At 74.9% G+C, this 14,501-nt stretch carries 6 protein-coding genes; 2 read left to right on the forward strand and 4 right to left on the reverse strand.

What is annotated here, in order from left to right; translation table 11 throughout:
- Window positions 1-7 precede the first annotated feature (7 nt).
- A complete protein-coding gene (locus tag ACFYWX_RS08580) occupies window positions 8-811 on the forward strand; it encodes a BTAD domain-containing putative transcriptional regulator (protein WP_389423219.1) in 804 nt (267 codons plus the stop codon).
- Window positions 812-881: 70 nt separating this feature from the next.
- Window positions 882-1,223, forward strand: coding sequence for a YrdB family protein (locus ACFYWX_RS08585; RefSeq protein ID WP_389423220.1), 342 nt, complete (start codon window positions 882-884; stop codon window positions 1,221-1,223).
- Between the two features lie 15 nt (window positions 1,224-1,238).
- Here ACFYWX_RS08585 and ACFYWX_RS08590 read toward each other — a convergent pair whose 3' ends face one another.
- Genes ACFYWX_RS08590 through ACFYWX_RS08605 form a run of 4 tightly spaced genes read right to left on the reverse strand, consistent with a single transcriptional unit; the run spans window position 1,239 to window position 14,467 of the window.
- A complete protein-coding gene (locus ACFYWX_RS08590; RefSeq protein ID WP_389423221.1) occupies window positions 1,239-2,276 on the reverse strand; it encodes a ketoacyl-ACP synthase III family protein in 1,038 nt (345 codons plus the stop codon).
- A gap of 14 nt (window positions 2,277-2,290) precedes the next feature.
- Window positions 2,291-3,073 carry a thioesterase II family protein gene (locus ACFYWX_RS08595; protein ID WP_389423222.1) on the reverse strand — a complete coding sequence of 261 codons (783 nt, stop codon included), beginning with the start codon at window positions 3,071-3,073 and terminating at the stop codon, window positions 2,291-2,293.
- On the reverse strand, window positions 3,070-5,472 hold the full coding sequence (locus ACFYWX_RS08600; protein ID WP_389423223.1) for a beta-ketoacyl synthase N-terminal-like domain-containing protein: 2,403 nt from the start codon (window positions 5,470-5,472) through the stop codon (window positions 3,070-3,072). The genes ACFYWX_RS08595 and ACFYWX_RS08600 overlap by 4 nt, the downstream gene beginning before the upstream one ends.
- Before the next feature lie 34 nt (window positions 5,473-5,506).
- On the reverse strand, window positions 5,507-14,467 hold the full coding sequence (locus ACFYWX_RS08605) for an SDR family NAD(P)-dependent oxidoreductase (RefSeq protein WP_389423224.1): 8,961 nt from the start codon (window positions 14,465-14,467) through the stop codon (window positions 5,507-5,509).
- Window positions 14,468-14,501: the final 34 nt, after the last annotated feature.

Raw genomic sequence — 14,501 nt, forward strand, 5'->3', positions numbered from 1 at the left:
GTCCGACATGGACGTCAAGATCCTGGGGTCCTTCGAGGCGACGGAGAACGGGGTCGCGCTGCTGCCGACCGCGGGAAAGCCGCGTCAGGTCCTGGCCCTGCTGGCCCTTCAGGCCGGTCAGGTGGTTCCCGTTTCCACCCTGATGGAGGAGCTGTGGGGCACGGAACCACCACGCAGCGCCCAGACGACGCTGCAGACGTACATCCTGCAGCTGCGCAAGCGACTGGCGGCCGCGCTGCCCGCGGACGGGCCGCGCACCGCCAAGGACGTGCTCACCACGCGGTACGGCGGCTATCTGCTGGACATCACGCCCGAGGAGGTCGACGTCCACGCCTTCGAGCGGATGACGGCGGCCGGCCGGCGCGCGCTGGACCTCGGGGACCGGGAGACGGCGTCGCGGCTGCTGAGATCGGCGCTCGCGGTGTGGCGCGGCCGGGCCCTGGTCGACGTGTACACCGGCATGCGGCTGAGCGTGGAGGTCACCCGCCTCGAGGAGAGCCGGCTGATGGCCGTCGAGTCCCGGGTCGACGCCGACCTGGCGCTGGGCCGGCACCACGCGCTGCTCAGTGAGCTGGCGGTGCTGACCGCCCGGCATCCGATGCACGAGAGCCTGTGCGCCCAGTACATGGTCGCGCTCTACCGTTCCGGACAGCAGTGGCGGGCCCTGGAGGCCTTCACCTCGCTGCGCGAGTGCCTCGTCGAGGAGCTCGGTGTGACGCCGTCACCGCGGCTGCAGGAGCTCCAGCGGGCGATCCTCGTCTCCGACCCGCAGCTGGACCGGTTCACCAACCGCAGCGACCTCACCGTCTGAAACACCTTCAGCGCCCCCCACGCACACCCCCCACCGCACACCCCCCATGCCGACGCGCAAGGAGTCCGTCATGCTCTCGTCCCTCAAGGCCCTCAACCTGCTGGTGATGTTCCTGCTGGAACTCGCCGTGTACGCGGCGGTCGCCCTGTGGGGGTTCACCGCCAGTGACAAGTGGCCGGTGAAGGTGCTCCTCGGCGTCGGCGCGCCGGTGGCGATGATCGCGGTGTGGGCGCTGTTCGGCGCGCCCCGTGCGCCCTACGCGGTGCACGGGGGCGGCCGGGTGGTCCTGGAGGCGCTGTGGTTCGGCGCCGGCGCCGCCGCCCTGGCCGCCTCCGGGAGGCAGGGCTGGGCGGCGACGTTCGTCGGCGTCTTCCTGGTCAACGCGGCGCTGCGGTTCCTGTGGAACCAGTGACGCCGCCCCAGGGAGTCACCACTTCGGTGTGTCGAGGAACTCCAGGACCGCGACCGTCCACATGAAGCCCACGCCGACGCCCATGGTGACCAGCAGGTCCCCGGGCCTCGGCTCGCGGGCCTCGACGACGTGGTTGACGCCGATGAGCTGGTCGCCGGCGCCCATGTGGCCGAGGTCCTGGCCCCAGTCGTAGACGGTGGTGGCGCGGTCGACGCCGAGCAGGGAGTAGAAGGAGAACTCCGCGATCGTCTCGGCGATGTTCGCGTGGACGAAGAACCGGGCGTCCGACAGCTTCGCGTCGGCGTCGTCGAGCGCCTCCTGGAGCACTCCGGAGGCGTGCTTCGTCATCTGCTGGATGACCCGGTCGTAGGCGCCCTCTTCCTTCAGGAGGTAGTCGGTCTTGCGGGTGCGCAGGTCGACCGGCTTGCCGTCGAGGAACGGGCCGTCGGTCCAGCCGTCCGTGCCGCGGTAGATGGGCTCCAGGGAGGAGTCGGAGTAGCTCGCGGTGGAGCGCAGCCGGGCGAAGCCGCCCCGGTTGGACAGGACGATCGCGCCCGCGCCGTCGCCGTAGACCTGCTGGCTGTCGGTGCCCCAGCGGTCGAAGTACGGCAGCCGGAAGGCGTCGCCGGTGGTGACCAGGGCGGCCTGCGGGTCCTGGCGGGCGGCGAGGTGGGAGGCGGCGAGCTCGACGCCGGCGAGGCCGCCGTTGGAGCCCTGGCGGACCTCGATGGTCAGTCCGCTGCCGCCGACCGCCTCGTTCTGCACGTAGTTGACGGGCGTCCAGAAGTCCTGCCCCTGGTGGCCGACACAGGCGTGCAGCACCATGCCGTAGCGGTCGGCGGGCAGTCCGGCCCGCTCGACGGCCTGCTTGCCGGCGGCCGCGGCCATCACCGGGCCCGGCTCGTCGGCGCCGGCCACCCGCACCGCGCGGATGCCGTTGGCCTTGGCCTCCTCGGCGTCGTAGCGGCCGGCGGCCACGGCCTCCTCGGCCGTCTCCACCTGCTCGGGCAGGTAGGCCCCGAGACCGGCGACGTAGACGTTGTCCCAACGCATCGTGTGCTCCTGTTCTACGCCACCTGGGGCGCGGTGTCGTGGCGGCAGCTGTCGATCTGCCGGACCAGCTGGTCGGTGAGGGCGGGGAAGAGGTCGTTCATGAAGTAGAAGTGGCCGCCGGGGAAGAACTTCTGGGCGAAGCGGGCGGTGGTCTCCCGCCGCCACAGGTGCATCGCCGACGGCGGCGCCCAGGCGTCCTGGGTGCCGCCGAACACGGTCAGCGGCGAGTTCAGCGGGGAACGGCCCGGGTCCGGGCGGTAGTTGTCGACGGCGGTCAGGTCGGCGCGCACGGTGCGCAGGAACCGGTCGAGGAAGTCGGGCGCCTCCGCGACGCGTTCCGGCATCCCGCCCAGCTCGAAGAGGACCTTCAGCAGCGCGCAGTCGTCGCGTTCGCTGAGCGGGGTGACGTCGGGGCGCCGGAAGTGCGGGGCGACGCGCCCCGACACTCCCGTCCACACCGGGGCACAGCCCAGGCCCTCCAGGGAGCGGGCCGTCTCCAGCGCCACGATCGCGCCCATGCTGTGCCCGAACAGGGCCAGCGGGGTGTCGCCGGCCCAGGGCAGGACGTCCGCCACGGCGGTGGCGACGATGTCGGTCATGTCGTCGAGGGGTGCCTGCCCGGCGCGGCGGCCGCGTCCGGGCAGGTCGAGCAGCAGCAGGTCCCAGTCGTGGGGCAGGTTCCGGGCGAACGGGTGGTACACCGCCGCCGAGCCGCCCGCGTGGTGGAAGCCGATCAGGCGCAGCGCGGGCGAGTCGACGGGGCGCGGACGGTGGAAGGTCCGGGTGAGGCTGTTCATTTCTCCCATCCCATGGCGGCGGACACCTGGTCGCCCAGGTACGCGAGGAGGTCACCGACCGGCATCTCCACCGGGCAGTCGAGCGTGGGCAGTTCCACCCCGTAGCGCTGCTCGACGCTCTTGGTGAGCAGCATCGCGGTGAAGGAGTCGCCGCCGACCTCGCAGAACGGTGTCGCGGGCGGCAGCAGACCGTCGGCCTTGAGGACGGCGGCGAGTTCGGTGGCGAGGTAGCCGCTGATCTCCGCCGGGTCGCGGGGCGCCTGCTGCGCCTGCGCGGCCGGCAGCGGGATCTCGGCGGTGGCCCGGCCCGGCTCGGGCTCGTCGGCCCAGAACCGCTTGCGCTGGAAGGGGTAGGTCGGGGCTTCGGTGAACTGGGCGCCGGGCGCGGCCAGTTGAGTCAGGCGCAGGTCGGCGCCGCCGTGGTAGAGGGCGGCGAGTGCCGCGGCCAGCAGTCTCGGGGTGGCCTCCGGGTCGTCGGTGACCAGCGGCAGGGTCTCCCCGGCCGCCTTCAGGTACGCGGCCGGCCCGGTGCCCGCTTCCCCGGCCGGGGCCGCCGACGCCCTCACGCCCAGGGCGGCCAGCACCCCGCCGAGGCGGCCCGCCGGAGCGGCGGAGCCCTGCGCGGCGGCGGCCAGCCGCGGGAAGCGGCGGGCGAGGACGGCGAGGGCACGCTCCAGCACCTCGTCGGAGCCGGACACGCCCAGCGTGACCCGGTCGACGGCCGGGGCGCTCGTGCCGCGCCGCTCGGTGCCCAGGGCCGCCGCCAGCTCCCGGGCGTCGGTGCCGACCACGGCGAGCCGGTGCCCGAAGTGGACCCGCCCGGCCCGCAGGGTGTGGGCGAGCGCGGCGACCCCGGCCCTGTCCAGGCCGGCCAGCGCGGTACGCACCCGCTCGGTCAGCTCGGCGAGCGCCTGCGGGTCCTTCGCGGACAGCGTCAGCAGCTCCGGGTGGCCCGCCTCGGGCACCGCCCGCTCTCCGGCCTCCGCGGCCGGAGAGGCCAGCACGACGTGCGCGTTGGTGCCCGACAGGCCGAAGGCGCTGATCCCGGCCACCCGCGTTCCGGTCGGCGCGGGCCACGACGCCGCTCTGCGGGGTACGTCGATGGCGATCTGGTCCCACGGGATGAGGGAGTTGAGCCGCCCGTCGCCTCGCTGCACAGCCGCCGGCACGGACTCCTCGCCGAGGACGACGACCAGCTTCATCAGCCCGGCGATGCCCGCCGCCGCCTCCAGGTGCCCGATCCGGGCCTTCACGCTGCCGAGCGCGACCGGCTCGGCCCGCTGCCCCGACCCGGTGCCGACCACCGCGTCCAGCGCGCCCACCTCGATGGGGTCGCCGAGCGCGGTGCCGGTGCCGTGCGCCTCCACGTAGCCGACGGCGGACGGCTCGGTGCGGGCGTCGGTGAGAGCGGCCCGTATGACCTCCTGCTGTGCGGGTCCGCTGGGCACGGTGAAGCCGGAGGAGGCACCGTCGTGGTTGACGGCGGTGCCGCGGATCACGGCGTGCACGGGGTGGCCCTGGGCGACCGCGTCGTCCAGCCGCATCAGCGCGACCACGCCGACGCCCTCGCCGCGCCCGTATCCGTCGGCGTCCGCCAGGAAGGTGCGGGAACGGCCGCCGGGCGAGAGGGCCTCGCCCTGGCACAGGGCCACCATCAGGTCCGAGCCGAGGATCAGGTTGGCGCCACCGGCCAGCGCGTACCGGCACTCGCCGCCGCGCAGTGCCCGTACCGCCTGGTGGATCGCCACCAGGGAGGACGAGCAGGCGGTGTCGACGCCCAGCGCCGGACCCGACAGGCCGAGCGCGTACGACACCCGGCCGGCCAGGAAGCAGTGACCGCTGCCGGTGCTGTGGTAGGGGTCGATGCGGCTGTAGTCGCCGTCGCTGACGAACCGCTGCCCGTACTCGGACGCCATCACGCCGATGAACACGCCGACCGGCAGCCGGTCCTGGCGGCGCGCCGCGATGCCGGCCCGCTCCAGCGCCTCCCAGGACACCTCGAGCAGCAGGCGCTGCTGGGGGTCCATGATCTCGGCCTCGCGCTGCGAGATGCCGAAGAAGGAGGCGTCGAACGAGGCGATGTCGTCCAGGAACCCGGCCCGGTCGACGTAACTGTGGCCGGCGGTGCCGCGCTCGGGGTGGTAGACGGCCCGCAGCGACGGACGGTCCTCGGGGAGGGGGGACAGGGCACGGAAGTCGGGGTCGTCGGCGTAGAGGAAGTCGCGGTAGGCGCGCGGGCTGTCGACGCCGCCGGGCAGCCGCATGGCCATGCCGACCACGGCGACGGGGGCGTGCGCGCGGGCCTCGGCCGCGGCGAGGCGCTCCTTGAGCCGGCGGGACAGCTTGAGCTGGTCCTCGATCACCCGCCGCAGATCTTCTGGGTTCACTTTTTCGGGCATCTCACTGCTCCTGCGCTCGGTGGTCATCGCCTGCTCACTGGTCCTGGGCGAGGTCGTCGTCGACGGCCCGGAGCAGTTCGTCGAGGGAGAGGTCTTCGAGGGAGTCGAGGGAGTGGGGGGTTTGGTGGGCATCGAGGGACGGTTCGGCGGCCGCGGCCACCGCCACGGGCGCGAGGGCCGGGGCGGGATCGGACGCCGGGGCCGCGGTGGCGGCCAGGAAGCCGCTCATCGCGAGGACGCTCGGGTGGTCGATGGCGACGGTGGCCGGCAGGTCCCGGCCCATGGCGTGGGCGAGGGCGGCCCGCAGATCGATCGCCATGATCGAGTCGAGGCCGAGCTGCGAGAAGCCCTCCGCGTCACCGGAGCCGTCCTCGGGCAGCCCGTCGTGCGAGCCGAGCATCCGGGCGACGAGACCCCGTACGGCGTCCCGCAGCACGTGCTCGGTGTCGCCCGCGTCGGCCGCCCGCAGCCGGTCGCGCAGCCAGCCCGCGGGTTCGCCCTCGGCGCGCGGCCCCTGAGCCTCCCGCACCGGCTCCGCCAGTGCGGCGACCAGTGCGGCCCGCGGGTGTCCCGCGGTCTGCTCGGCGTAGCGCGTCGGGTCCAGGGCGACCACGACCAGCCGCTCCCGCTCGCCGTCGGCGGCGACCGCCAGCGGCATCGCCGCGTCGGCGTCGGTGAGGGAGCGGATGCCGATCCGCTGCGCGGCCCGTTCGACGGCTGCGGCGGCGGCCATGCCGCCCTTGGCCTCCGGCACCCACGGCCCCCAGTTGACGCTGGTCGCGGTCAGGCCCCGGGCGCGCAGCGCCTGAGCCAGACCGTCCAGGTAGCCGTTGGCGGCCGCGTAGTTGGCCTGTCCGGCGGAGCCGAGCACCGCCGACACCGACGAGAACAGCACCACGCCCGTCGGGTCGTGCTCCGCGATCGCGTCGGCGAGGACGTCGGCGCCCAGCGCCTTGGCGTGGAAGACCTTCTCGTACGACTCGTCGGTGAGCGACGGGAAGGCGCCGTCGGCGTTGACGCCGGCCAGGTGGTAGACGGTGCCCAGCGGCCCGTCGGCGGTCGCGGCGGCCACGGCCCGGGCGACGTCGGCCGGGTCGGTGACGTCACCGCGCACCAGCGACACACGCACCCCGGACGCGGTGAGGGAGTCGATGACCTGCTGCTCCACGGCCCCCGGCGCGGACCGCGCCATCAGGGTCACGCGGTCACCGCCCCGGGCGGCGTGCGCGGCGGCCACGGCCAGGCCGAGCGCGCCGAGCCCGCCGGTGATCAGAGCGCCCCCGGCACTCGCGCGGGAGGCGGGCTGGGCCGGCACGTCGACCAGCCGGGCGACGCGGACACCGGTGTCGGTGTACGCCAGCCGCGTCTCGGTCGGCAGGGCGCCGAGCAGCGCGGCGACCCCCTCGGGCGTCCAGCCGGCGTCCAGCCGCAGCCGGGTCAGCCGCCGGTCGGCCTGCTCGGCCTCGACGGAGGTCAGCAGCCCGAACAGGGCCTCGCGGAGCGGCGCCCGGTCGGCGTCGCCGTCGGCGAGCAGGACGTACGGCAGATCCTGCGGGAGGGCGCGGAGGGTGGCGGCGAGGGTGCGGGCCGCGTCCAGGGTGGTACGGGCGTCCGCTGTCCCTTGCGTCAACCAGCGTGCGTCCACGACCAGTTCGGCACCCGTGCCGTCCGGCAGCCCGTCGGTGTGCGCGCCCACCGTGTGGCCCGCCGCCGTCAGCGCCGCCGCGAGACCGTTCGCCTCGCCCAGCAACGCGACGGTCAGCGGGGCGGTCAGCGGGGCGGCCGCGTCGTCGGGCAGCGGGACCCAGTCCAGGGTGTGGACCAGGCCGTCGCCGCGCAGGCTGGCCTCCAGGACGGCGCGCGAGGCGTGCCGGATGCGGAACTCGTCGGCGCGGAACACGCTGTGCTCGGCGCCGGTGGCCGGGTCGACCGCGTACAGGTGCAGGTCGGCGGTCTCCACCCGCAGCCGCTCGTTGGCCAGCGGCTCGGCGCGCAGCACCCGCACCTGGCCCCACAGCTCGCCCTCGGTCAACGGCCGTCCGTGGAAGGACAGTTCGTGGGCCGCGAACGGGATCGCCAGGGACGGCGCCTCGATCGCGCCGTCGTCGACGAGGAACACGGCGATGGACTGGAAGCAGGAGTCGATCAGGCCGGGGTACAGCTCGTAGTCGGCCGGGTCGTCGGGCAGCTGGGGCATCCGGTAGCGGACCAGCGCCTCCTCACCGCGGATCCACACCTCGTCGATCCACTGGAAGGACGGGCCGAGGGTGTAGCCGAGGGCGCGGAAGTAGTCGTAGAACTCGACGCGGGTCAGGTGCCGGTCGGCGGCGGCCATGAAGGCGGCGCGGTCGGCGGGGCGCGGGCGGTGCGTGTCCTCGACGGCCGGGGCGGAGTAGCGGCCGCCGATGTGCTTCTGCCAGACGCCGCGTTCGGCGTCGAGGAGGCTCTGCACGGACAGCTCCGCGTCGCCGTCGGTGCCCGGCCGGTCGACGGTGATCTGGACCTCGTACTCCTCGCCGTCCTTGATGACGAGGGCGCGCGGGCAGATCAGGTCGCGGATGAGGACGGGCGAGCCGTCGCCGCCGAGGGCCGACACGACGGTGGCCAGGTGCGAGGCGGCCGGGGTGACGACGGTGCCGTAGAGGCGGTGGTCGGTGAGGTACGCCGGGAAGTCGGCGGTGCGCGGGAAGGCGAAGGCGCGTCCGGTCAGGGCCGGGGACTTCAGCTCGGCGCCCCAGTGGCGGCCGCGCGGTGCCGTGACCGCCGTCGTCGGCGTGCCGGTCGCCCGCGTCCAGTACGCGGTGTCCGCGAAGGGGTAGCGGGGCGCGTCGGCCCTTTTCGCGGGTCGGCCGGTGATCGGGGTGAAGTCCAGGTCCTGGCCCTGCTCGTAGAGGTGCTTCGCCGCGCCGAGCAGCTGGGCGCGGTCGGTGCCGCCGCGGCGCAGCGAGGGCACGCCCCCGCCGGCCGGGGTGAGCCCGGCGGCCCGGACGAGGTTGACCAGGGTCCGGTCGGGCCCGACCTCCAGCAGGACGTCGACGCCGAGCCCGGAGAGCGCCTGGGCGCCCTCGTGGAAGCGCACGGCCTGGCGGATGTGCCGGACGAAGTAGCCCGGGCCGTAGGTGTCCTCGTCGGCCTCGGCGCCGGTGACGTTGGCGATCACGGGGATGCGCGGCGGCTGGAAGGCGAGCGGGGTGATGGCGGCCTCGAACTCGTCGAGGACCGGGTCCATCAGCCGGGAGTGGAAGGCGTGCGAGACGGTCAGCGCCCGGGTGCGGACGCCCTGCTCCTTCAGCCGCTCGGCGAGCGCGTCGAGGCGGTCCTTCGGTCCGGCGACGACGACCGACTGCGGCCCGTTGACGGCGGCCACGTCGACGCCGGCCTCCTCGGCCCAGGCCGCCACGGTGTCCGCCTCGCCCGGGATCGACAGCATGCCGCCGGGCTCGGTGGACTGCATCAGGCGGGCGCGGTGGGCGATCAGGGCGAGGCCGTCCTCGCGGCTGAGCACACCGGCGTGGACCGCGGCGGCGACCTCACCGACGCTGTGCCCCATCACGGCGGTGGCGCGCACGCCCCAGGACTCCCACAGCGCGGCCAGCGCCAGCTCCAGCGCGACCAGGGCGGGCTGGGTGATCCGGGTCTGGTTCACGGCGTCGGGGTCCTCGCCGTAGAAGACGAGGTTGAGCAGCGAGTCGCCGAGGTAGGGGGCGAGGATGCGGTCGCAGTCGTCGATGACCGCGCCGAACACCGGCTCCGTCTCGTACAGTTCGCGCCCCATCCCGAAGTACTGGGCGCCCTGTCCGGAGAACAGGAACGCCACCCGGGGGGTGCGCGTGGCCGCGTCGGCCGGGGTGCCCGCGGAGCGCAGGGCCGCCAGCAGCTGCTCGCGGTCGCCGCCCAGCACGGCCCGGCGCACGGGCAGGTGGGCGCGGCCGGTGGCGGCGGTCGCGGCGAGGTCGGGCAGCAGCTCCTCGCCGGCGCTCTCCAGTGTCCGCTCCCAGGCGGCGGTCAGCCGCTGAAGGCCCGCCGGGTCGGACGCGGACAGCGGCAGCAGCAGGGGTCCCTGGCCGTCCGGGGCGGGCGCGGCCTCGGTCACCGGGGCCTCGCCGAGCACGATGTGCGCGTTGGTGCCGGAGAACCCGAAGCCGGAGACCCCGGCCAGGCGCGGCCGGTCGCCGGGTGCCCAGGGGGCACGGCCGTCGACGACCCGGAGGTTCATGTCCCGCCACGGCACGTGCGGGTTGGGTGTCTCGAAGTGCAGCCCGGCCGGGATACGGCCGTTGCGCAGGGCGAGCACCGTCTTGAAGACCGAGGCCATGCCGGACGCCGACTCGCAGTGCCCGATGTTGCTCTTGACCGAGCCGACCAGCAGCGGCTCGCCGGGACGCCGGCCGGGGCCGAACACGTCCCAGGCGGCCTCCAGCTCGATCGGGTCGCCCAGCGAGGTGCCCGTGCCGTGCGCCTCCAGATAGTCGATGTCGGCGCCGGTGACCCCGGCGTCGGCGAGCGCGTCACCGATCACCCGGCGCTGGGCCGTTCCGTTCGGGGCGGTGAACCCGGAGGAGGCGCCGTCCTGGTTGACCGCGCTGCCGTGCACGACCGCCAGGACCCGGTCCCCGTCGCGCACGGCGTCGCTCAGCCGGCGCAGCACCAGCACCCCGCAGCCCTCGGCGCGCACGAACCCGTTGGCGGAGGCGTCGAAGGTCTTGCAGCGCCCGTCCGGCGACAGCATGTGGGCGCGGGAGACGGCGACCGAGCAGGACGGCGCGGTGATCACGTTGACGCCGCCGACCAGCGCGCGGTCGCTCTCGCCCGAGCGCAGCGAGCGCACGGCCAGGTGCAGGGCGACCAGCGAGGACGAGCAGGCGGTGTCCACGGCGAGGGCGGGACCGTGCAGGCCCAGGTAGTAGGCGATGCGTCCGGCGGCCGCGTTCAGGGCGGTGCCGGTCGGGAAGTAGGCGTCCAGGGAGTCGAGGCCGCCGCTCTCCATGACCCGGGCGTAGTCCGAGTTGGAGATGCCGACGAAGACCCCGGTACGGCTGCCCGCCAGCGCCGAGGGGGCGCAGGACGCGTCCTCCAGGGCGTGCCAGGCGGCCTCGAGGAGGAGCCGCTGCTGCGGGTCGAGGCTCTCCGCCTCACGGGCGGGGATGTCGAAGAACCCGGCGTCGAAGCGGCGGATGTCGCTCAGGAAGCCGCCCTGCACGGGGGAGTTCAGCGCCTCGGCGTCCCACCGGTCGGCGGGCACCGGGCCCACTCCGTCACGGCCCTCCTCCAGCAGCGACCAGAACTCCTCGACGGAGTCGGCACCGGGGAAGCGGCCGGCCATGCCGACGACGGCGATGGGGTCGGCTTCGGGTGTGTTCTCGGGGGAGGCGGGCTGCTCGGCGGCGGCGGCGGTGGGTGCGGGGCGGGCGGCCGGGCGACGGGCAGGAGTGGGCTTGGGCTTCGGGGCCGTACGACCCGACAGACGGCCGGTGAGTTCGGTGGTCAGCCGCTCCAGGGAGGGGTGGCCGAAGATGTCGCCGATACCGACGTCGAGGCCCAGCACTTCCGACAGCCGGGCGGCCGCGTCGACCGCCATGATCGAGTCGAGGCCCAGGTCCAGGAAGCCGGTGCGCTCGGGCAGCGCGGCGGGGTCGTCGTGGCCGAGGATCTCGGCGAGTACGCCTCGCACGTGCGCGGCGACGAGGGCGGGGCGGCGGTGTTCGGGGGCGGCGAGGAGTTCGTCGCGGGGGGCGACGGCATCCGTTTCCTCGTCCGTCGGAGCCGGTGCGGTCAGCAGTTCGAACAACGCCCGCGGGCGTACCGCGTTCATGACCGTCGTGAACCGCTCGGCGTCCAGCTCGCAGGCGACCAGATGGGCCCCCCGCGGGCCCGCCGGGGTGAGGGCCGCGCTGCCTCGCGCCGCGGTGACCGGGTGCACGCCCATGCGGGCGAGCTGGGCGCGGGCCTCGGTGTCGGCCATGCCGTCCAGGTCCCAGGGGCCGAACGCGACGCTGCTCGCGGGCCGTCCGGCCGCCGCGGCCAGCTCCGCCACGGCGTCCAGCGCCCCGTTGGCGGCCGCATAGGCGCCGTAGCCGCTGGTGCCCCAGACGGCGGAGACGGAGGAGAGGTGGACGAAGAAGTCCAGCGGCCAGTCGGCGGCGAGCAGCTGCAGCCAGCGGGCGCCGGTGAACTTGCCGTGCAGCGCGGTCGCGAAGGCGTCGGCGTCGGCCTCGGCGAGCGGCAGCCGCTCGATGGCGCCGGCGGTGTGCACGACACCGCGCACCGGGGGCAGCCCGTCCAGCACGCCGAGCGTGGCGGCCAGCGCGGGCCCGTCGCCGACATCGGCGCTGACGTAGGTCACCTGGGCTTCGTCGAGCAACTCGGCAGCTTCAGCAGGAAGTTCGTCCTGCGGGCGGCGGCCGACGAGGACCAGGTGTCCGGCGCCCCGGGCGACCAGGTCGCGGGCCAGCACCCGGCCGATGGCACCCAGGCCACCGGTCAGCAGATACGTTCCGTCGGAGCGCACCGGCAGCGGCCGGGACGGCTCCTCGGTGGCTTCGAGCCGTGCCGCGTACGCCTGTCCGTCCCGTACGGCGAGCAGGTCCTCGGCGTCCCCGGCCGCGAGCGCGGCCAGCGCGGCCGCCGCGTCCTCGGGGCCCGGCTCGGCCGGGAGGTCCACGACCCCGCCCCAGACCCGCGGGAACTCCAGCGCCAGCACCGGCGCGAGCCCGTGCAGTACACCGTGGTCGCCCGCGACGATCGCATCGGCACCGGTGACCTGCCGGACGCCCGCCGTCACGAGGTGGACCCGGCCGGGCCCCTCCGGCAGCGCCCGCACGGCCCGCGTCGCGGCGGTGGCGAGGGCGGCGGCGTGCGCGGTCGGCGCGGCCTCGTCCAGCGCACCGGGCAGCGGGGCCGCGGCGAGCGCGAGGACCAGATCACCGGCCTGTGCCTCCCGCGCACGGACCCACTCGGCGTCGGTGGCGGGGAGGGCGTCCAGCACCTCGACGGGGCGGGTACCGGTGGCGCGTGCGGCGTCCGCGAGGAGTGATACGAGGGTGGGGTCGTCGCCCGCGATGAGCAGCGGGCGGACCGGTTCGGGGGAGGATGCCGGGGTGTGCGGGGTCCAGGTGACCTGGAGGGTGGGGAGCGGGGCTTCGGGAATCGAGGTACCGACGTCCGACGCAGGGACCGAGGGCGCACTCTCGCTGACGTGCTCCGGCGCGTACCGCTCCCGCTCCCACGGATACGCCGGCAGGTCCGCCACCGCACGCGGCAGTTCACCCGTCTCCGCGGCCACCGGGGCGTCCGGGGTGCCCTGGGTCAGGCTTACCGCCTCCGGCGTACCGCCCTCCGCGAGCTCCCGAAGTGCCCGCGCCGCGCTCTCCGGGTTCCCGGCGCTGACGACCGCCCGCACGTCATGACGGGCGCGGCCGTGGGTCACCGTGTACGCGAAGGCGCCGTACTCCTCGGCGGGCAGCCCCTCCAGGCCGTCGGCCAGGCGGGCCGCCCAGGCCCGCAGGGCGTCTTCACTGCGGGCGGACAACTCGAAGCCGGAGACGGCGGGGAAGGCCGGAGAAGCGGCGAGCTCCGCCGCCGTGACCGGGCCGAGAACCACATGCGCGTTCGTGCCGCTCATGCCGAACGAGCTGACGCCCAGGCAGCTGCCCGGACCGCTCTCGCCGGCCTCCCAGGCGACCGTCTCGCGGGGGATCTCGATGCCCGTGCCGTCGAGGTCGATGCGCGGGTTGAGGGTGCGCAGGTGGACGACCGGCGGGATCGCGCGCCGCTTGACGGAGAGGACACCGCGGATGAGGCCCGCGATGCCGGAGGCGGCCTCCAGGTGGCCCAGGCTGGTCTTCACCGAGCCGATGCGCAGAGGGGCGCCGCCCGTCGAGCGGTCCAGGGCGGTGACGATGGCCTCGACCTCGATGGGGTCGCCGAGGGCCGTGCCGGTGCCGTGGGCCTCGATGGCGCCGATGGCTTCGGGGGTGAGGCCGGCGTCGTCGAGGGCGGCGCGGATGAGGGAGATCTGGGCGCGCACGTTGGGCGCGGTGAAGCCGGAGGAACGGCCGTCCTGGTTGACGGCGCTGCCCCGGATGACGGCGTGGACGCGGTCGCCGTCGCGCCGCGCGTCGGCGAGCCGCTTGAGGACGACGACACCGCAGCCCTCGCCGCGCGTGAAGCCGTTGGCGCGGGCGTCGAAGGTCTTGCACAGCCCGTCGGGGGCGAGGGAGTTGGTCTGCTGGATCAGCCGGGTGGAACGCGGCGACAGGATCAGGTTCACCCCGCCCGCGAGGGCCACGTCGCACTCCTCGCGGCGCAGTGCCTGCCCGGCGAGGTGGACGGCGGTGAGGGAGGAGGAGCAGGCGGTGTCGACGGCGACCGCCGGGCCCATCAGGCCCATGGTGTAGGCGAGCCGGCCGGCCGCGAAGCAGTGGCCGTTGCCGGTGAGCCAGTAGGCGTCCTCCTGACCCGCGGGCTGCCAGTCGCGGTAGTCCTGGCCGGTGACGCCCACGTAGAGCCCGGTGCGCCGCCCGGCCTCCGCGAGTGCGCGGGGCGGCAGCGCGGCGTCCTCCAGGGCCTCCCAGGCGACCTCCAGGAGGAGGCGGTGCTGCGGGTCGAGGCTGCGGGCCTCGCGGGGGCTGATACCGAAGAAGGCGGCGTCGAAGCCGAGCACGTCGTCGAGGTGGCCGCCGCGGTGCGGGAGGTTCTCCCAGTCGGCGGCGAAGGGTTCCTTGCGGTGCGCGGGCATCGGGCGGACCAGGTCGCGACCCTCGGACAGGGCGGTCCAGTAGCCGTCCAGGTCGGCGATCCCGCCGGGCAGCCGCAGGCCGACGCCGACGACGGCCAGCGGGCCGCCGTGGCCGCCCGCCGAGCCGGCCTTCGCCTCCTCCAGCTCTGCGCGCAGCTTCTTGATCGTGTCCATCGCCCGGCTGAGCGGTGTGGCGGTGCTGCGCCCGGCGCCGGACTGCCGGCCGGCCGGAGTCTCATGGGTCGGTGTGCTGGTCACAAGAAGTCCCTCGCGATCGGCAGTGGTTGTTTCG

Source organism: Streptomyces sp. NPDC002888, from assembly GCF_042888465.1.
GTDB lineage: Bacteria > Actinomycetota > Actinomycetes > Streptomycetales > Streptomycetaceae > Streptomyces.

Excerpts from the sequence above, each read along its gene's own strand:
- ACFYWX_RS08580 (WP_389423219.1), top strand. The coding sequence starts at position 8 with ATGGACGTCAAGATCCTGGGGTCCTTCGAGGCGACGGAGAACGGGGTC.
- ACFYWX_RS08585 (WP_389423220.1), top strand. The coding sequence starts at position 882 with ATGCTCTCGTCCCTCAAGGCCCTCAACCTGCTGGTGATGTTCCTGCTG.
- ACFYWX_RS08590 (WP_389423221.1), bottom strand. The coding sequence starts at position 2,276 with ATGCGTTGGGACAACGTCTACGTCGCCGGTCTCGGGGCCTACCTGCCC.
- ACFYWX_RS08595 (WP_389423222.1), bottom strand. The coding sequence starts at position 3,073 with ATGAACAGCCTCACCCGGACCTTCCACCGTCCGCGCCCCGTCGACTCG.
- ACFYWX_RS08600 (WP_389423223.1), bottom strand. The coding sequence starts at position 5,472 with ATGCCCGAAAAAGTGAACCCAGAAGATCTGCGGCGGGTGATCGAGGAC.